This window comes from Leifsonia sp. NPDC056824, from assembly GCF_042789575.1.
Taxonomy (GTDB): domain Bacteria; phylum Actinomycetota; class Actinomycetes; order Actinomycetales; family Microbacteriaceae; genus Leifsonia.
On record NZ_JBHUAV010000004.1, the window covers coordinates 145,020 to 163,287 of the forward strand.

Annotated in this window: 18 protein-coding genes; 8 read left to right on the top strand and 10 right to left on the bottom strand. The window is 71.3% G+C overall.

Annotation, left to right across the window (positions count from 1 at the left end; all coding sequences use genetic code 11):
- Window positions 1-97: 97 nt before the first annotated feature.
- From rpsO to ACFRFH_RS15970, 3 genes are all read right to left on the bottom strand, one after another.
- On the bottom strand, window positions 98-367 hold the full coding sequence (gene rpsO, locus ACFRFH_RS15960) for a 30S ribosomal protein S15 (protein ID WP_382463978.1): 270 nt from the start codon (window positions 365-367) through the stop codon (window positions 98-100).
- A gap of 143 nt (window positions 368-510) precedes the next feature.
- A complete protein-coding gene (locus ACFRFH_RS15965; protein ID WP_382463979.1) occupies window positions 511-1,269 on the bottom strand; it encodes a VOC family protein in 759 nt (252 codons plus the stop codon).
- Between the two features lie 26 nt (window positions 1,270-1,295).
- Complete coding sequence (locus tag ACFRFH_RS15970; protein ID WP_382463980.1) at window positions 1,296-1,904, bottom strand: TetR family transcriptional regulator; 609 nt, start codon at window positions 1,902-1,904, stop codon at window positions 1,296-1,298.
- 88 nt (window positions 1,905-1,992) lie between these two features.
- Between ACFRFH_RS15970 and ACFRFH_RS15975 the strand changes: the two genes are divergently transcribed.
- Both ACFRFH_RS15975 and ACFRFH_RS15980 read left to right on the top strand, forming a co-directional pair.
- Window positions 1,993-2,751, top strand: a complete 759-nt coding sequence (locus tag ACFRFH_RS15975; protein ID WP_382463981.1) for an SDR family NAD(P)-dependent oxidoreductase — start codon at window positions 1,993-1,995, stop codon at window positions 2,749-2,751.
- A 60-nt stretch (window positions 2,752-2,811) separates the two neighbouring features.
- Window positions 2,812-3,303 (top strand): carboxymuconolactone decarboxylase family protein, encoded by a 492-nt coding sequence (locus tag ACFRFH_RS15980; protein WP_382463982.1) that lies wholly within the window; start codon window positions 2,812-2,814, stop codon window positions 3,301-3,303.
- 77 nt (window positions 3,304-3,380) lie between these two features.
- Here the strand turns inward: ACFRFH_RS15980 and ACFRFH_RS15985 are convergent, their stop codons facing one another.
- Window positions 3,381-3,755 (bottom strand): FKBP-type peptidyl-prolyl cis-trans isomerase, encoded by a 375-nt coding sequence (locus ACFRFH_RS15985; protein WP_055919382.1) that lies wholly within the window; start codon window positions 3,753-3,755, stop codon window positions 3,381-3,383.
- A 143-nt stretch (window positions 3,756-3,898) separates the two neighbouring features.
- Complete coding sequence (locus ACFRFH_RS15990; protein WP_382463983.1) at window positions 3,899-5,281, bottom strand: FAD-binding oxidoreductase; 1,383 nt, start codon at window positions 5,279-5,281, stop codon at window positions 3,899-3,901.
- Window positions 5,282-5,360: 79 nt separating this feature from the next.
- Here ACFRFH_RS15990 and ACFRFH_RS15995 point away from each other — a divergent pair, with 79 nt between their 5' ends.
- The 4 genes from ACFRFH_RS15995 to ACFRFH_RS16010 all read left to right on the top strand — a co-directional run bounded on the left by ACFRFH_RS15995 (window position 5,361) and on the right by ACFRFH_RS16010 (window position 9,801).
- On the top strand, window positions 5,361-7,004 hold the full coding sequence (locus tag ACFRFH_RS15995) for an AlkA N-terminal domain-containing protein (protein ID WP_382463984.1): 1,644 nt from the start codon (window positions 5,361-5,363) through the stop codon (window positions 7,002-7,004).
- 72 nt (window positions 7,005-7,076) lie between these two features.
- Entirely contained in the window at window positions 7,077-7,841 is a 765-nt protein-coding gene (locus ACFRFH_RS16000) for a glycosyltransferase (RefSeq protein ID WP_382463985.1), read from the top strand.
- A gap of 94 nt (window positions 7,842-7,935) precedes the next feature.
- Window positions 7,936-8,811 carry a fumarylacetoacetate hydrolase family protein gene (locus tag ACFRFH_RS16005; RefSeq protein WP_382463986.1) on the top strand — a complete coding sequence of 292 codons (876 nt, stop codon included), beginning with the start codon at window positions 7,936-7,938 and terminating at the stop codon, window positions 8,809-8,811.
- An 87-nt stretch (window positions 8,812-8,898) separates the two neighbouring features.
- Entirely contained in the window at window positions 8,899-9,801 is a 903-nt protein-coding gene (locus tag ACFRFH_RS16010; RefSeq protein ID WP_382463987.1) for an alpha/beta fold hydrolase, read from the top strand.
- Between the two features lie 76 nt (window positions 9,802-9,877).
- Here ACFRFH_RS16010 and ACFRFH_RS16015 read toward each other — a convergent pair whose 3' ends face one another.
- The 5 genes from ACFRFH_RS16015 to ACFRFH_RS16035 all read right to left on the bottom strand — a co-directional run bounded on the left by ACFRFH_RS16015 (window position 9,878) and on the right by ACFRFH_RS16035 (window position 15,584).
- A complete protein-coding gene (locus ACFRFH_RS16015; RefSeq protein WP_382464174.1) occupies window positions 9,878-11,434 on the bottom strand; it encodes an aspartate ammonia-lyase in 1,557 nt (518 codons plus the stop codon).
- 180 nt (window positions 11,435-11,614) lie between these two features.
- Complete coding sequence (locus ACFRFH_RS16020; protein WP_382463988.1) at window positions 11,615-13,039, bottom strand: aldehyde dehydrogenase family protein; 1,425 nt, start codon at window positions 13,037-13,039, stop codon at window positions 11,615-11,617.
- Between the two features lie 25 nt (window positions 13,040-13,064).
- Entirely contained in the window at window positions 13,065-13,748 is a 684-nt protein-coding gene (gene trmB, locus ACFRFH_RS16025; protein ID WP_382463989.1) for a tRNA (guanosine(46)-N7)-methyltransferase TrmB, read from the bottom strand.
- Window positions 13,749-13,783: 35 nt separating this feature from the next.
- On the bottom strand, window positions 13,784-14,092 hold the full coding sequence (locus ACFRFH_RS16030) for a hypothetical protein (protein ID WP_382463990.1): 309 nt from the start codon (window positions 14,090-14,092) through the stop codon (window positions 13,784-13,786).
- A 91-nt stretch (window positions 14,093-14,183) separates the two neighbouring features.
- Window positions 14,184-15,584, bottom strand: a complete 1,401-nt coding sequence (locus tag ACFRFH_RS16035; RefSeq protein WP_382464175.1) for an NCS2 family permease — start codon at window positions 15,582-15,584, stop codon at window positions 14,184-14,186.
- Between the two features lie 149 nt (window positions 15,585-15,733).
- Between ACFRFH_RS16035 and ACFRFH_RS16040 the strand changes: the two genes are divergently transcribed.
- On the top strand, window positions 15,734-17,011 hold the full coding sequence (locus ACFRFH_RS16040) for a uracil-xanthine permease family protein (RefSeq protein WP_382463991.1): 1,278 nt from the start codon (window positions 15,734-15,736) through the stop codon (window positions 17,009-17,011).
- Window positions 17,012-17,130: 119 nt separating this feature from the next.
- On the top strand, window positions 17,131-18,249 hold the full coding sequence (locus ACFRFH_RS16045; protein WP_382463992.1) for a zinc-binding dehydrogenase: 1,119 nt from the start codon (window positions 17,131-17,133) through the stop codon (window positions 18,247-18,249).
- Window positions 18,250-18,268: the final 19 nt, after the last annotated feature.

Here is an 18,268-nt window from a genome sequence, read left to right on the forward strand (position 1 = left end):
CGGGGCGGGAACGCGGAACGGGCCGCCACCCGGAGGTGACGGCCCGTTCGCAAGAAGATCGCGTTGTCGATCGACGACCCGCGTTATCGACTTTGCCTTATCGACGCAGCCCGAGGCGCTCGATGAGGGCGCGGTAGCGGCTGATGTCGATGTCCGACAGGTAGCCGAGCAGGCGGCGACGCTGACCGACCAGGAGGAGCAGGCCACGACGCGAGTGGTGGTCGTGCTTGTGCTCCTTGAGGTGCTCGGTGAGGTCCTTGATCCGCTTGGTCAGGATGGCGACCTGAACCTCGGGGGATCCGGTGTCACCGGGGTGGGTCGCGTACTCGTCGATGATCGCCTTCTTGGTCTCTGCATCCAGTGCCATAGAGGGGATCCCCTTTCTCTCGTTGCGCGGTGCCCGGGGCCGAATGCCTGGGCTCTCTTTCTCCGCGGCCGTTCAGACGGCAACCTGAAGAGTTTAGCAGACCGGGATGCGCACGGAGTCCGCGCGAGCGGGCCCTCGCGGCCTCAGCGCGCCTCCGGTTCGAGCAGCCCGAAACCGGCGCCCTGGGCGTCGGTCACGATCGCCCAGCGGCCGACGCCCGCGGCGGCCACCGGGGCCTCGAGGATGCTCCCGCCGAGCCCCGTCAGCCGCTGCACGGCGGCGTCCAGGTCGGCGACGCCGAAGTAGACGAGCCAGTGCGCCTGCACCCCGGGAGCCGCGGTCGTCGCGCCCGCGACGTTCGCCGGGCCGACGTCGAGGAGGCCGTACGGCTCGTCGTTCACCCGCATCTCGCTGACCGCGACGCCGAGCACGTCCTCGTAGAAGGGGAATGTGCTCTCGTAGTCGGGCGCCGCGAGCTCCAGCCAGTCGACGGCGCCCGGCTCGTCGCGCAGCCACGGGGAGTCCTGGTCGCGCTGCCAGAGGCCGTGCACGGCGCCGGCGGGGTCGGCGACGATGGCCATCCGCAGTCCGGGCATGAGGTCGCCCGGCGGGAGGAGGACCGCTCCCCCGGTCGCCGTCGCCGCCGCCGCGGACGCGTCGAGGTCCGCTACGGCGAAGTACACCGTCCAGACCGGGCGCTGCATCCCCGGCGGGAACGGGCCGATCGCGGCGACTGGCGTGCTGCTGAGCGACGCGACCGCGTAGCCGCCGTGGGCGGGGTCGGCGTCGGGGACGTCCCACCCGAACAGCGAGCGGTAGAACGCGGCTGCGGCAGCCGGGTCGGCGGTCTGGAGGTCGGCCCAGACGGGCGTGCCGGACGGGTACTCGGTGACGATCGGCATGCCGCACAGGCTACTCGCGCGCCCGGTCAGCCGGGCAGCCCCCGCAGCACCTCGTCGAGCGCCTCCACCGCGACCGCCGCCGGGTCGTCGCCTTCCCCGCGCACCGCCCACCAGAGCAGCGCGGAGAAGTTCGCCGAGCTGATCGCGTCGGCGAGCACCTGCGCACGCAGCGCCTCCGAAGGAACGCCGAGTCGGCGCGCGATGAACTCCGCGAGGATGTCGCGGTTCGCGCCGAGCCGGGTCAGCCCGAACCCGATCAGCGCCGGGTCGGAGGCCATCAGCCGGAGGCGGAACCGGGTGGCCTCCACGCCCTCCGGGCCGAGGTCGAGCGACTCGGTGATGGCGCGGGCGATCACGTCGCGCGGGCGCTCGTCCGCCTGCGCCGCGTCCAGGACCTCGTGCATCCGGTCCACCACCGGCTCCAGGCCGCCCCAGACCAGGTCGGGCTTCGACGGGAAGTAGCGGAACAGCGTCCGCCGCGCGATGCCGGCGAGCGCCGCGATGTCGTCCATCGTGGTCGTCTCGTAGCCGTGCTCCGCGAAGTGCCGGAGGGCCAGCAGGGCGACCCGGTCGGGGTCGACGTCGGCGGGCCGGCCCCGTTTCCGCGGGACGGATTCGACTTCGGGCGAATTCATAGTCTCCATTATGGCACTCGGTGTTATAAATGCATCGACGCCCGAACTCGAGCGCCGACGATGTCATCGACTCAAGGAGTACAGCAGTATGAGCAGCAACGGAACCGGCCGCTTCGCCGGAAAGACCGCCATCGTGACCGGGGCGGGCTCCGGCATCGGCAAGGCGACCGCCCTCCGCCTCGCGTCCGAGGGCGCGCGCGTGGTCGGCAGCGACATCTCCGCCGACCGTCTGGCGGCCCTGGTCGCGGAGAACCCGGAGCTGGACATCGTCACCGTCGCGGGCGACGTCTCCAGCGAGGACAACATCGCCGCGGTCCTGGAGGCCGCGGGCGGCAAAGTCGACGCCCTCGCCAACATCGCCGGCATCATGGACGGCTTCCTCCCGGCGGCCGAGGTCGACGACGCGACCTGGGACCGCGTGTTCCTCGTCAACGTCACCGCGATCATGCGGCTCACCCGCGCGGTCCTCCCGATCATGGTGGCGGCGGGCAGCGGCTCGATCGTGAACGTGTCCTCCGAGGCGGGCCTGCGCGGCTCGGCGGCGGGCGCGGCCTACACGGCCTCCAAGCACGCGGTCGTCGGCCTCACCAAGAGCACGAGCGTCTTCTACGCGCCCAACGGTGTTCGCACCAACGCGGTCGCGCCGGGCGGCGTCATCACGAATGTGGACGGCACCTTCAAGTCGCAGCTCGCCGGCGAGCGCCTCGGCCCGATCATGCAGACCAACGTGCCGCCGGTGGCCCACCCCGAGCAGCTCGCGGCCGCCATCACCTGGCTGCTGAGCGACGATTCCGCGAACATCTCCGGTGTCGTCCTGGCCTCCGACGGCGGCTGGTCGGCGATCTGAGCAGTGCCGCCTGACGCGCGGTAGCTGCGCGTCAGGCGGTGTTGCTCCTACGGTGGTGCCATGACAGACACCTCGATCATCGAAATCGCCGCCACGGCGCACCACCCCACCCCGGTCGACCGCCTGCAGCTCTCCGCCATCGTCCCCGACGGCTTCCGCGCCGTGCTCGACCTCGACCGCTACGTCGGCCAGGCCGTGGAGGCGCCGCTCGGCGACCTGATCAAGCTGCGCGCCTCCCAGCTCAACGGCTGCAGCTACTGCGTCGACCTGCACTCCGTCGACCTCCAGAACGGCGGCTACCCGACCCGCAAGGTGTTCGCCGTCTCCGCCTGGCGCGAGTCCCCCTGGTTCAGCCTGCGCGAGCGCACCGCGCTGGAGCTGACCGAGGCCGTCACCCTGCTCCCGGCGGGCGGCGTGAGCGAGGAGCTCTACGCGCGCTCAGTCGCCGAGTTCGGCGAGGTGGACCTGGCGAACCTGATCCTCGCGATCGGCACGATCAACCTGTGGAACCGCATCGCCGTCACCACGCACCAGCAGCCGCCCGCGCTCTGAGCAGAGGCTGGGTGCACGAAGGGCACGCGGTCGCCAGGAGGCGTCCGCGTGCCCTTCGCTACGTCGGTGGAGGTGGGTCAGCTCACGCCGAGCAGGTCGATCACGAAGATCAGCGTCTTGCCCGAGAGCGGGTGACCGCCGCCGGCCGGGCCGTAGGCGAGCGCCGGCGGGACGGTGAGCTTGCGACGGCCGCCGACCTTCATGCCGGGGATGCCGTCCTGCCAGCCCTTGATCAGGTTGTTGAGCGGGAAGTTGATGGACTGCCCGCGGCTCCACGAGGAGTCGAACTCCTCGCCCGACTCGTACTCGACGCCGAGGTAGTGCACGTCGACCTTGGAGCCGGGGGTCGCCTCCGGGCCGGAGCCCTCGACGATGTCCACGATCTCGAGGGTCGTGGGGGCCGGGCCCTCGGGGGCGTCGACTTCGGGCTTCTCATTGGTGTTCTCTGCCATGCACCCATCCAACCGGTGCAGGCCGTCCACGTCAAAAGTCTTGCAATCCGGGCGAGCCTGGGGGAAGCTAGACGCATAACTCGACGACCCGGGAGCGTTGCAGGCATTGCCGCACCACCGGGCGTCGAGTCTTTTAACGCCTCTTAACCGAAGACCTTCCCCGGGTTGAGGATGCCGAGCGGGTCGAAGACCGACTTGATCTTCACCTGCAGCTCGTAGGAGTCCGGTCCGAGCTCCTCCGCCAGCCAGCGGCGCTTCAGCACTCCGACGCCGTGCTCGCCGGTGAGCGTGCCGCCGAGCGCGACCGCGGTGCGGAACAGGTCGCCCGCGGCGTCCCAGACCTCCGGGCCGACCTCGCCCTCGGTGATGAAGTTCGGGTGCAGGTTGCCGTCGCCCGCGTGCGCGACGGTCGGGATGGCGATGCCGTAGCGCTCGCCGATCCGCTCGATCGCGTCGAACATCTCCGGCATCCGGGAGCGCGGCACCGCGACGTCCTCGATCAGCACTGTCCCGCCGGCGGCGAGCGCCGGATGGAACGCCCGGCGGATCGCGAGCAGCCGCTCGCCCTCCTCGGCGTCGGCGGCGACGCGCACCGTGCCGCCGGTCTCCGCGATCAGGGTGCTCGCCAGCGCGGCGTCCGCGGCGGCGGCCGGGCCGTCGAACTGCACGAGGAGGTACGCCGCTCCCCCGGTCGCGCCTAGGGCCTCCCGGATGGCCTGTTCGCCGAGGTGGGCGGAGATGGCCTCCAGCGACGGGCCGTCGAGCAGCTCCATGATCGCCGGGCGCAGGTGCGCGGCGGTCACCCGCGCGGCGGCGTCGGAGGCCGCGCGCACGTCCGCGAACAGCGCGCCGAGCGTCGTCGGCTCGCCCTGCGGTATCGGGAGGACGCGGACCGTCGCGCCGACGATCACGCCGAGCGTGCCCTCCGAGCCCACCAGCAGCGAGGTGAGGTCGTAGCCGGTGACGCCCTTGACGGTGCGGTGGCCGGTGCGCACGAAGCGCCCGTCGGCGAGCACGACGTCCAGGCCCAGCACGGCCTCCCGCGTCACGCCGTACTTGGCGCACCGCAGCCCGCCGGCGTTGGTGGCGATGTTCCCGCCCACGGTCGAGATCGCCTTGCTCGCCGGGTCGGGCGCGAAGAACAGCCCGAACGGCTCCAGCGCGGCGTTGAGGTCGCCGTTGACGACGCCCGGCTCGACGACCGCGAGCTGATCCTCCGTGGAGATCTCGAGGATGCGATCCATCCGCGCCACGCTCAGCACGAGGGAGCCGGCGGTCGCGTTCGCGCCTCCTGCCAGGCCCGTGCCGGCGCCGCGGGGCACGACCGGCACCCGGAACTCGGAGGCCGCGCGCATCGTCGCCTGGACGTGCTCCACCGTGCGGGCGTTCACGACGGCGAGCGGGAGCCCGTCCGCCACCCAGCCGGAGTGGTCGCCGCGCGCGGCGTCCAGGTGGGCGGGGTCGACCGACAGCACGTCGTCCGCGTCCTCGCCGAGCGCCGCCGTGAGCCAGTCGATGACATCCATGACCGTCATGCTATCGCCGGTCATACCCATGTCCGATTTCCGCTATCGGATGTCGGTGGCCCGTGTCAGGCTGGGAGACATGAGGAGCACCACGACGAAGCCGGGCGTCCGGGACACCGCGGGCGACCGGCTCGCCGACCCCGTCTTCGCGCAGCGCTACCGCGCGATGAGCGCCAGGGACGCGCGCTTCGACGGCCAGTTCATCACCGGCGTCCACTCCACCGGCATCTACTGCCGGCCGAGCTGCCCCGCCGTGACGCCGAAGGCCGACAACGTGACCTTCTATCTGACCGCCGCCGCCGCGCACGAGGCCGGCCTGCGGGCGTGCAAGCGCTGCCTCCCCGACGCCGTGCCCGGCTCGCCCGAGTGGAACGTCCGCGACGACCTCGCCGCGCGCGCCATGCGCCTCATCGCCGACGGCACCGTCGAGCGAGAGGGCGTGCCGGGGCTCGCCCACCGCCTCGGCTACACGCCGCGCCACCTCGGCCGGGTGCTCACCGCCGAGCTGGGCGCCGGGCCGCTCGCCCTCGCCCGGGCACACCGGGCGCAGACCGCGCGGCTGCTGCTGGCGGGCACGGACATGCCCGTCACCGATGTGGCGTTCGCCGCGGGCTTCTCCAGCGTGCGGCAGTTCAACGAGACGATGGCGGAGATCTACCATGTGACGCCTGGCGCGATCCGGGAGTCCGCGCGACGCCGGCCGGGGATCGTGCACGGGCCGATGGTGGCCGGCGCGACGGCCGGCGCGTCGCTGGCGCTGCGGCTGCCGGCGCGGGCTCCCTTCGACGGCGGCCGGGTGCTGGCGTTCCTGGGGGCGCGGGCGATCGAGGGCATGGAGGCCGCGGTGGCGGGGGCGGGCGAGTCCGGCATCGCGCCCTCCTACAGCCGCGCCCTCCGCCTGCCGCACGGCCCGGCCGCCATCCGCCTCACCCTGGCGGGCGACGCCGACTCCCCGGCGATCGAGTGCGAGGCGAGCCTCGCCGACATGGCCGACCTCGCCCCGCTGGTGGCGCGGGTCCGGCGCCTCCTCGACCTGGACGCCGACGCGGAGGCGATCGACACCGCACTCGCGGCCGACCCGGTGCTCGCGCCGGCCGTGGCCGCGGCGCCGGGGATGCGGGTCCCAGGAGCGGTCGACCCGGAGGAGATCCTGTTCCGCGCCCTGATCGGGCAGCAGGTGTCGGTGCCGGCCGCGCGCACCGCACTCGCCCGCCTCACCGCCGCGCTCGGGGAGCCCGTGGCGATCGGCGGCTTCACGCGGCTGTTCCCGACCGCGCAGGCGATCGCCGAGCACGGCAGGGAGGTGCTGCGCGGTCCGGGCAAGCGCATCGACGCGATCGTCGGCGCCGCCGCGGCGCTGGCGGACGGCTCGCTCGCGATCGACGTCGGCGAGTCCCGGTCCGAGCTGGAGGCCCGGCTGGTGGCGCTCCCCGGCATCGGCCCCTGGACCGCCGGCTACGTCGCCCTGCGCGTACTCGGCAGCCCGGACGTCCTGCTGACCGGCGACCTGGCGCTGCGGCAGGGGGCGGCGCGACTCGGGCTCCCGGCGGAGCCGCGCGAGCTCGCCGCCCGTGGGGCGCTCTGGTCGCCGTGGCGCAGCTACGCCGGGATGCACCTGTGGGAGAGCGCGCACGAGGCGCAGCGGGAGGCGAGGGAGCAGAGGGAGGCGCAGCGCGCGACGCGGCCGACCCGCCGCAGCCCCGCGGGCACCCGGGAAGCGTAGGATCGCCCCCACAGGGCCACCGTGACGGCCCGTGATGGATACCTGCATCTCGGTCGAGGAGGGAGCGCTCTCGTGCCCTCGATCACCGTCGTGATCCCCGCGCTCGACGACGCCGGGATGCTCGCCCGCTGCCTCACCGACCTCGCCGCGCAGCTCCGCCCGGCCGACGAGATCATCGTGGTGGACAACGGCAGCTCCGACGACACCGCGGCCGTCGCCCGTGCCGGAGGGGCGCGCGTGCTCGAGCAGCCGGTGCGCGGCATCTTCCCCGCGGCCGCCACCGGCTACGATGCCGCCACGACGGACATCGTCGCGCGTCTGGACGCCGACTCGCGGCCTCCCGTCGACTGGCTGCTGCACATCGAGGCCGAGTTCGTGGACGATCCGGCGATCGGCGTGCTGACCGGTCCCGGCGTCTTCTACGACGGCAGCACGTTCGTCGCAGGCCTCGGTCAGCTCCTCTACATCGGCGGCTACTTCTGGTCGATGGAGATCTGGCTCGGGCACCCGCCGATCTTCGGCTCCAACTTCGCCATGCGCCGGGAGGTCTGGCAGGAGGTCCGCGGGCGCGTGCACCGCGACCTGCGCGAGGTGCACGACGACCTGGACCTCGCCATCCACCTCGACCCCGGCGTGGTCGTGCGCTACGACGAGCGGCTGCTGGTCGGCATCTCGTCGCGGCCGTTCTCGACCTGGCGCGGCTTCGGACGGCGCATCCGTTGGGCGTTCGGCACGCTGCGCATGCACCTGCCGGAGGAGACGCCGTGGCGGCGCCGGGCGGCGCGGCGACGGTGGGAGGCGGAGCACACCGAGGAGGCTCCGGGCGCGATCGCCTGAGGCAGGGCGGGCGCCCGGGTTCTGCGCGTTGTGGGCGTTCCCCACGGCCGTCCCGGTTCGTGTCCGCGGGCTCCCGACCGATAGGTTGGACAGTGTGAGATTCTCGCACCTCAGCACCACCCCGGACTCGCACCCGCGCCTGGCGGCCGTCATCGGAGACGGCGCCCTCTTCCTCGACGAGCTCCTCGCCGACGCGCCCCGCGACCTCCAAGACCTCATCGAGCGCGGCGACGCGAGCCTGACGGAGGTGCGCGCCCTCGTGGACGATGCCGTCGCCGCCGGCGCCCCGCTCGTCCCCGTGCACGAGCTGCGGCACGCCTCCGCCGTGCTGCGCCCGCCGCAGGTGATCGCGATCGGCGCCAACTACGCCGCGCACGCCTCCGAGCTGAAGCTGCGCAGCGAGAAGGCGGCGACCGTCTTCTCGCTCTGGCCGAACTCGCTCGCCGGCCACGGCGGCACCACCAGCTGGCCGGAGGACCTCACGACCCAGGTCGACTACGAGGCCGAGCTCGGCGTCATCATCGGCAAGCCCGCGCGCAACGTCTCGGTGCGCGACGCCCTCGACTACGTGTGGGGCTACACCGTGGTCAACGACATCACCGCGCGCGACCTCCAGTTCTCCGAGGCGCAGTGGTCGCGGTGCAAGTCGTTCGACGGCTTCACCCCCAACGGCCCGGTGGTCGTCACGGCCGACGAGGTCGCCGACCCGCAGGACCTCTGGCTCACGACGAACGTGGACGGCGCCATCCTGCAGGACGCCTCCACGGCCGACATGGTGCGCTCGGTGGCCGAGATCATCGAGTTCCTGTCGCGGTCGGCCACGATCCAGCCCGGCACGCTCATCTCCACCGGCAGCCCGGGCGGCGCCGGCTACTCGCGCACTCCCCCGGTGTTCCTGCGCGACCGCTCGACGGTCACGGTCTCGATCGGCGGGATCGGGTACCTGACGACGTACTGCCGGGTCAACTGAGGCCGGGCTCCAGCCGTCAACCAAGCTGGCGTCCCGCCAATACATGCATTGCACGCATTAGTCGGCGCTGTCGGCTAGCGTGAGTGCATGTCGATCGGCGAGCGGCGGCCAGGAGTCTCGGGCGGAGACGACGAGGCGGCCCGCCTCGACGCGGTCCTGCCGGATATCGACTGGTCGATCGCTCCCGTCGGCGCGACGTTCTCGACCTTCCGCGCGCCCAGCGGCGAGCTCGCCGTGGTCGCGCTCGGCGACCCCGCCGACCCGCGCGTCGTGCTGGTGCCCGGCGCCACCGGCTCGAAGGAGGACTTCTACCTCCTCGCGCCGATCCTGGCGGCGGCCGGCTACTACGTGCAGAGCTTCGACCTGGCCGGCCAGTACGAGTCGGCATCGGCGGGCCCGCCGGCGGGAGGCCACTACACCTACGACCTGCTGGTGGCCGACTTCGTGGCGTTCCTGCGCGACGGCGGCCCCGCGCACGTCCTCGGTTACTCGTTCGCCGGCATCCTCGCCGAGCTCGCGCTCGTGCGGCATCCGGAGCTGTTCCGCACGCTGACGCTGCTGACCTCGCCGCCGGAGCCGGGCCAGGCCTTCCGGAGCGTCCGCGTCATCGGCTGGCTGAGCTGGTTCCTGGGCGGCCGCCAGGGCGCCGGGCTGATGATCTGGGGCATCGTCACCAACAAGAACAAGGTCGGCCCGACCCGCCTGGCGTTCGTCCACTCCCGGTTCGCTCTCACCCGGAGGTCGAGCGTGGATGACATCGTCGGGCTGATGAAGCGGGTGCCCGACGTGCGCGAGCGCATCGCCGCGATCGGCCTCCCCGTGCTGGTCGCGACCGGCGACCACGACCTGTGGCCGACCCACCTGCACGCCGCGAACGCGGAGGCGCTGGGCGCGCGGCTCGCCGTCTACCGCACCGGGCACAGCCCGTGTGAGACGGCCCCCAACCAGCTCGGCCGCGACATGATCGCCCTCTTCCGCTCCGCCCACTGACGCCGAGGGGCACGTAAACGCCCCTAAAACGGCGTTTTAGGGGCGTCTACGTGCCCTTCGACAGAAGGCGGGAGCGTTACTCGCGGGACTTTTCGGCGGCCTCGATGGCCTCGGCCTCGACGATCGGGATGGAGGTGGTGATCGCCTCGAGGCCGCTCAGGCGGGCCGGGGACAGCAGCCGCATGACCTCCTCGCGGCTCATCAGCTTGGCCTCCACGACCAGGTCGGCGACGTTGTGGCCGGTCAGCAGCGCGGACTTCGCGAGCGCGGCCGCGGCGGCGTAGCCGATGTGCGGGGTGAGCGCGGTGATGACGCCGACCGACGAGCCGACCATCGCACCGAGGCGCTCCTCGTTGGCGGTGATGCCGTCGACGCAGTTGACGCGCAGCGTGTGGAAGGCCTGCGCCATCCAGGTGATGCTCTGCAGCAGCGAGTGGGCGATCACCGGCTCGAACGCGTTGAGCTGGAGCTGGCCGCCCTCCGCCGCCATCGTCACGGTGACGTCGGCGCCGGCCACGGAGAACGCGACCTGGTTGACGACCTCCGGGATGACGGGGTTGACCTTGCCCGGCATGATCGACGACCCGGCCTGGCGCGGCGGGAGGTTGATCTCGCCGAGGCCCGCCTGCGGGCCGGACGACAGCAGCCGCAGGTCGTTGCAGATCTTCGACAACTTGATGGCACTGCGCTTGAGCGAGCCGGAGAACGACATGAAGGCGCCGGCGTCGCTGGTCGACTCGATCAGGTCGGGGGCGGTCTCCAGGTTGAGGCCGGTGATCAGGTTGAGGTGCTTGACCGCCGAGGCCGCGTAGCCGGGGTCGGCGGTGATGCCGGTGCCGATCGCGGTCGCGCCCAGGTTGATCTCGGCGAGCAGCCACTTGGTCTCGGTGAGCCGGGCGTGGTCCTCGGTGAGGGTGGTGGCGAAGCCGTGGAACTCCTGGCCGAGCGTCATCGGAACGGCGTCCTGCAGCTGGGTGCGGCCGACCTTGAGGATGTGGCGGAACTCCCGGCCCTTGGCGGCGAAGGCGTCGCGCAGCAGCGCGAGCTCGTCGAGCAGGTGACCGAGCGAGAAGGTCAGGCCGATCTTGATCGCGGTCGGGTACGTGTCGTTGGTGCTCTGACTGCGGTTCACGTCGTCGATCGGGGACATGAACGCGTAGTCGCCCTTGGGGCGGCCGTCGAGCTCCAGCGCGATGTTGGCGATGACCTCGTTCGCGTTCATGTTCGTGGAGGTGCCCGCACCACCCTGCATGACACCGACCACGAACTGGTCGTGGTACTTGCCGTCGATGATGAGCTGGCAGGCCCGGTCGATGAGGTCGGCCTTGTGCTTCTCCAGCACGCCGATCTCGACGTTGGCGCGCGCCGCGGCCTGCTTGACGGCGGCGAGGGCGACGATCAGGTCCGGGTAGACGGAGATGGGCCGCTTGGCGATCGGGAAGTTCTCGAGGGCGCGTGAGGTGTGGACGCCCCAGTAGGCGTCGGCCGGGATCTCCCGGCTGCCGAGCGAGTCGGTCTCGATGCGGGTGGGCCGGCCCTCGGCGCTGGGGGTCGGGACGTCGGACACGTTCTCGGACGCGTCGACGACGGTGCTGTCGATGACGGGGATCGGGTGAGTCTTCGGTTCGTCCATCGTTGCTGTGGAATCCACGCTTGGCTCCATTGCCTCTCGTTGTGCGTTGGCGTTTGTGGGGGGTGCCGGCCGTTCGTGGCGCCCGGCACAGCCGAGCCTACCCCTGGTGACTGCACGGGTGATGGACACATCGTCCGGTATCCCGGACACCGTTCGACAGCCTGTCGAGCCGGTCTCCGCTCAGCCGAGTTTGCGCAGCAATCCGCGCGCGAACCGGTCCTTGCCCTCGGTGTACGGCGGGTAGATCAGCTGCAGGGTGTCGGGCGCGAGCGCCTTCGTCAGCACGGCCTTCTCGTGGCTGAAGGTCTCCAGCGACCGGCGGCCGTGGTACGCGCCGGAGCCGCTCTCCCCCACTCCGCCGAACGGCAGGCCGCCGACCGCGAGGTGTGCCGCGGGAACGCCGAAGCCGACCGCCCCGGAGCTGGTCTCGGTGAGGATGCGCCGCCGCACGTCGCGGCGCTCGCTGAAGACGTAGAGGGCCAGCGGCTTGTCGCCGGAGCGGATGAACGCGATGGCGTCGTCCAGCCCGTCGACGGCGACGATCGGGAGCACAGGGCCGAAGACCTCCTCACCCATGACGGCGGAGTCACGCGGCACGTTCACGAGCACGGTCGGGGCGAGGTAGCGGGAGGCCGCGTCCGACGCGCCGCCGACCGCGGCCGTCCCCGAGCCGAGCAGCCCGGTGAGCCGTTCGAAGTGGCGGTCGTCGATGATCCTCCCGTAGTCGGGGCTCTGCGCCGGGTCGTCGCCGTAGAGCGAGCGCACGGCGTTCGCGAGCTCGACGGCGAGCCGCTCGGAGACGGCCTTCGTGGCCAGGATGTAGTCGGGCGCGACGCAGGTCTGACCCGCGTTCATGAACTTGCCCCACGCGAGTCGGCGCGCCGTCGCCGCCAGGTCGACGGAGTCGTCCACGTACACCGGGGACTTGCCGCCGAGCTCCAGGGTCACCGGGGTCAGGTGCTCGGCCGCCGCGGCGGCGACGATGCGGCCGACGCGGCCGTTGCCGGTGAAGAAGATGTGGTCCCAGCGCTGGGCGAGCAGCTCCGTGGTCTCCGCCACACCGCCCTCCACCACGACCACGGCCGACCTGTCCAGGTACTGCGGGACGAGCCGTGCCATCGCCGCGGAGGTGGCCGGCGCGAGCTCGCTCGGCTTCAGCACGACGGCGTTCCCCGCGGCCAGCGCGCCGACGACCGGCGCCAGCAGCAGCTGCACCGGGTAGTTCCAGGGAGCGATCACGAGCACGACGCCGACCGGCTCCAGTACGACCCTGGCCTTCGCGGGCATCAGGGCGCCGGGCACGGAGACGCGTCGGGGCCGCAGCCAGCGCCGGAGGTTGCGGCGCATGTGGTCGATCTCGCCGACGACGAAACCGACCTCGGCGATCTGCGACTCGGTCGGGTTCTTGGCGAGGTCCTCCAGCAGGGCGTCCTCGAACTCGGCCGCGCGCTCGGTGAGCATCCGGCGAAGGGCGGCGAGCTGGGCGAGCCGCCAGGAGAGCGGCTTGGTGCGGCCGCTGTCGAACGTGGCACGCAGGGTCGCGACGGTGTGCGGGATGCTGTCGCCGGCGACACTGCCGGACGTGAGCGTTGACTCCGAAGTCATGCGCCCATCATCACACGCGCGGCGATCACACGCGCGGCCGGTACTCCAGGTCGTAGATCGCGTGTCCGAGCCGCTCGCCGCGGCGCTCGAACTTGGTCACCGGCCGGTCGTCGGGCCGCGGGATGAACCCGCCGGCGCCGGCGACGTTCACCAGAGCGGGCTCGGCGTCCAGCACCTCGATCATGTGCTCGGCGTACGGCTCCCAGTCCGTCGCGAGCCGGAGCACGCCGCTGGGCTTCAGCGCCGCCACGATGATCCGGACGACGTCGGGCTGCACCAGGCGGCGCCGGTGGTGGCGGGCCTTCGGCCACGGGTCGGGGAAGAAGATGAGCACCTCGTCGACGCTCGCGGCGCCGAGCCCCCGCTCGAACACCTCCACCGCGTCGTGCCGGATGACCCGGACGTTCGTCAGCCCCTGCTCGTGCGCGGCGGCGAGCACGCGCCCGACACCGGCGCCGTGCACCTCCACGCCGAGGAAGTCGTTCTCGGGATGCCGTGCGGCCAGGGCGAGGAGGTTCTCGCCGTTGCCGAAGCCGATCTCGACCACCCGCGGCGCCGAGCGCCCGAAGATCGCATCGAGGTCGAGCGGCGAGCCGTCGAAGTCGACGCCGAAGACCGGCCAGAACTCGTCGATCGCCCGACGCTGGGCTTCGGTCTTCCTGCCGCGGATGACGAAGCTGTGCGGCCTGACGAGGGGGGACGGTTCCATCCCTCCATTCTCGCAGGCCGCGCGAGGGGCACCGGTCAGAGGTGGGCGCCCACGTAGTGCCACGGCAGGAACGCCAGCCCGAAGCCCACGCCGAGCACCGCGATCAGCAGCCCGATCAGGATGCCTGCGAGCAGGACGGCGTTGAGCACGATCCCCCAGATCGCGAAGGTGCGGCCCTGCGGCTCGCGGCTGAGCGCGAGCACGCCGAGCACGAGGCCGGCGATCGGGGCGAGGAAGGTCCAGCTGAAGACGATGGACGCGAGGCCGAGCGCGAAGCTCGTGACGCTGAGCGTGCGGGCCGGGGCGGCCTGGTACGGGTTCGGTGAGGTGCCGGTGGATGTCATGGATCCAGTCAAGCGATCCGGGCGGCCCGCGCACATCCGGGTAACCCCCGGTTGCGGTCAGGGGTTACCCGGGATGTGGAGCTCAGCAGGCTCAGTGCGGCAGCAGCGCCTCGATCGGGCCGCGCGCGAAGTACACCAGGAAGCCGGCCGCGACGATCCAGAGCAGCGGGCTGATCTCGCGCGCCTTGCCGGACAGCGAGCGCACCAGCACCCACGAGATGAAGCCGACGCCGATGCCGTTCGCGATCGAGTAGGTCAGCGGCATGACGATGATCGTCAGGAACACCGGGAGCGTGCTGGAGAACTCGTGGAAGTCGATGTGGCGGATCTGCACCACCATCAGCGCGCCGACGATGACCAGCGCCGCTGCGGCGACCTCGCTCGGGACGACGCTCGTGAGCGGCGTGAAGAACATGGCCAACAGGAACAGCACACCGGTGATGACGCTCGCGAACCCGGTCTTCGCGCCCTCGCCGATGCCGGAGGCCGACTCGACGAACACCGTGTTGGAGGACGCGGACGTTCCACCGCCGACGACCGCGCCGACACCCTCCACGATGAGCGCGGACTGCAGGCGCGGGAAGGTGCCGTCCTCGTTGGCCAGGCCGGCGCTGCGGGCGAGGCCCGTCATCGAGCCCATCGCGTCGAAGAAGTTCGTGAAGACGAGCGTGAAGACGAGCATGATGGCCGCGAGGCCGCCGATGCGTGTGAACGAGCCGAACAGGTCGAACTGCCCGACGAGGCCGAGGTTCGGCACGGACACGAACGAGGTCGGCAGCTGCGGGACGGAGAGGTTCCAGCCGTCCGGGTTCTTCGCGGACGAGCCGAGGTGGAAGATCGCCTCGATGACGATGGCGACGACCGTCGCCGCGACGATGCCGATGAGCAGCGCGCCCTTCACCTTGCGCGCCATGAGCACGCCCATGATCACCAGGGCGACCAGGAACACCAGGGTGGGGAGGGTCGCGATGGACCCGGCCTCCCCGAGCTGCACGGGCGGTGATGCCGACTTGGTGCTGCGCACGAAGCCGCTGTCGACGAAGCCGATGAAGGCGATGAAGAGGCCGATGCCGACTGTGATCGCCGTCTTGAGCTGCGGCGGCACCGCGTTGAAGATCAGGCGGCGCAGGCCCGTCGCCGCCAGCAGCACGATGATCAGTCCGTTGATGACGACGAGGCCCATCGCGTCCTGCCAGGTGAGCACCTTGACGACGTTCACCGCGAGGAAGGAGTTGATGCCGAGGCCGGCCGCGAACGCGAACGGCAGCCGGGCGACCAGGCCGAACAGCACGGTCATGACACCGGCGCTCAGGGCGGTGACGGCCCCGACCTGGTCGAAGCCCAGCGAGTGCCCCGACACGTCGGGCGTCGAGCTCAGGATGATCGGGTTGAGGATGACGATGTACGCCATCGTGACGAAGGTCAGCAGGCCGCCGCGGATCTCCGTGGCCCACGTCGTGCCGCGGGACGTGATCTCGAAGAACCGGTCCAGGCGCCCCGTGACGGTGGGCTTGGGCGTCGAAGTCGAAGCGGAAATGGTGGTCTCCCGTAGTATCGGTGGGGTTTGGTTCGAGGCGCATTCGAAGCGATGTCACAGCGCCGTACCAGCCTAATTCCCTTCGCGACACGATAAGGACACGCATGGCTCTGCCCTGGAAGCTGCACGGCGACGGAAAGAAGGTCGGAGCGCGGGAGGTCGTGCTCCCCGGCGAGCGGCTGACCTGGCCGCGGACGATCGGGCTCGGCGCCCAGCACGTCGTCGCGATGTTCGGCGCGACCTTCCTGGTGCCGCTGCTCACCGGCTTCCCGCCGAGCACCACGCTGCTGTTCTCCGGCGTCGGAACCATGCTGTTCCTGCTGATCACGCGCAACAAGCTGCCCAGCTACCTGGGCTCCTCGTTCGCGTTCATCGTGCCGATCGTCGCGGCGACGAAGGCGCACGGGATGCCGTCCGCGCTGTTCGGCATCGTCGTCACCGGCCTCCTGCTCGCCGTCGTCGGCCTGATCGTGGTCGCCACCGGCACGAAGTGGATCGACGGGCTGATGCCGCCGATCGTCGCCGGAGCGATCGTGGCGCTGATCGGGTTCAACCTCGCGCCCGCGGCGAAGAACAACTTCATGCAGGCGCCGGTCACGGCGCTCGTCACGCTCGCGGCGGTCATCCTCTGCACGGTGCTGTTCAAGGGGATGCTCGGGCGGCTCTCGATCTTCCTCGGCGTCGTCGTCGGCTACGTCTTCGCCGCGCTCGCCGGCCAGGTCGACTTCAGCAAGATCGACAAGGCGGCGTGGATCGGCCTCCCGCAGTTCACGTTCCCGGCCAACCCGTTCACCGACGCGGCGTCGACCTGGGGCATCCTCCCGGCGTTCCTCCCGGTCGTGCTCGTGCTGATCGCCGAGAACGTCGGCCACATCCGGGGTGTCGCACAGCTCACGAACCCTGCCGTCAACAAGCTCACCGGGCGCGCGCTGTTCGCCGACGGGCTCGCGACGACGATCGCCGGCTTTTTCGGCGGCTCCGGCACGACCACCTACGGCGAGAACATCGGCGTCATGGCCGCGACCCGCGTCTACTCGACGGCCGCGTACTGGGTCGCCGGCATCGTCGCCGTGCTGCTCGGCCTCTCCCCCAAGGTCGGCGCGGTCATCAACACCATCCCCGCCGGAGTCCTCGGCGGCGTGACGACCGCGCTGTACGGCCTCATCGGCGTGATCGGCGTGAAGATCTGGCTGGACAACAAGGTCGACTTCTCCAAGCCGGTCAACCAGTTCACGGCGGCGACAGCGCTCATCATCGGCATCGGCGACTTCACGCTGAACTTCGGCCAGCTCACGTTCAACGGGATCGCGCTCGGCGCCATCGCCGCGATCGTGGTGTACCACGTCATGAACTCGATCGCGAAGGTGCGCGGAACGGCCTAGCCCCGTCCAGCGGACGCCGGCCGCCCACCATTCCCGGCGTGCTAAATCTGAAATTGCACACTCCCTGGGATCTATCCTAAGCTGAAAAATGTCAGCCTGGTCGATCCCAGAGGAGTGCCATGTCCACAACGCTGTCCGCAACCGAGGCGCACGCCGGCGCTCCGCTCCCCGAGACCATGACGGCCGTCGTCGTCCACGGCCCGGAGGACTACCGACTCGAGACCGTTCCTGTGCCGCGGCCCGGCGCCGGCGAGCTGCTGCTTCGCGTGGAGGCCGTCGGCGTGTGCGCGTCCGACCTCAAGTGCTACCACGGCGCCGCCAAGTTCTGGGGCGACGAGAACCGGCCGGCCTGGGCGGAGACGGGCCGCATCCCCGGTCACGAGTTCGTCGGCCGCGTCGTCGCGGGCGATCCGGCAGCGCTCGCCCACCGCGGACTCGCCCTCGGCGGCCGCGTCGCGTGCGAGCAGATCGTCCCCTGCGGCGAGTGCCGGTACTGCGAGCGCGGCCAGTACTGGATGTGCGCCCCGCACGCGATGTTCGGCTTCAAGGAGTTCGACGGCGCGATGGCCGAGTACGCGCTCGTACCCGAGCGCGCGCTGACGCATCCGGTGTCCGCCGACCTCGCGCCGCAGCACGCGGCGTACGCCGAGCCGCTCTCCTGCGCCATGCACGCGGTGGAGCGCGCCGACGTGAAGTTCGGCGACGTGGTCGTGATCGCGGGAGCGGGCCCGATCGGCCTCGGCGCCATCGCCGGCGTGCGCCAGAAGAACCCGCTGACGGTCATCGCGCTCGACATGAGCGACGACAAGCTGGAGCTCGCCCGCAAGTGCGGCGCGGACCTCACGATCAACATCACGACGGAGGACGCCGTGGCCCGCGTCAAGGAGCTCACCGGCGGCTACGGCGCCGACGTCTACATCGAGGCGACCGGCCACCCCTCGGCGGTCGGCCAGGGCCTCAACCTCCTGCGCAAGCTCGGCACCTACGTGGAGTACTCGGTCTTCGGCTCCGACGTGACGGTCGACTGGTCGATCATCAGCGACGACAAGGAGCTCGACGTGCGGGGCGCCCATCTGGGGCCTGGCTGCTGGCCCGCCGCGATCAAGCTACTCGAGTCCCGCGTGCTGCCGATGGACGAGATCTGCACGCACCAGTTCCCGCTCGACGGGTTCCAGAGCGCACTAGACCTGGTCGGCGACACCGCTGGCGCGTCCATCAAGGTCACCATCCTGCCCTGAGGCAGCCGACCCGACGACC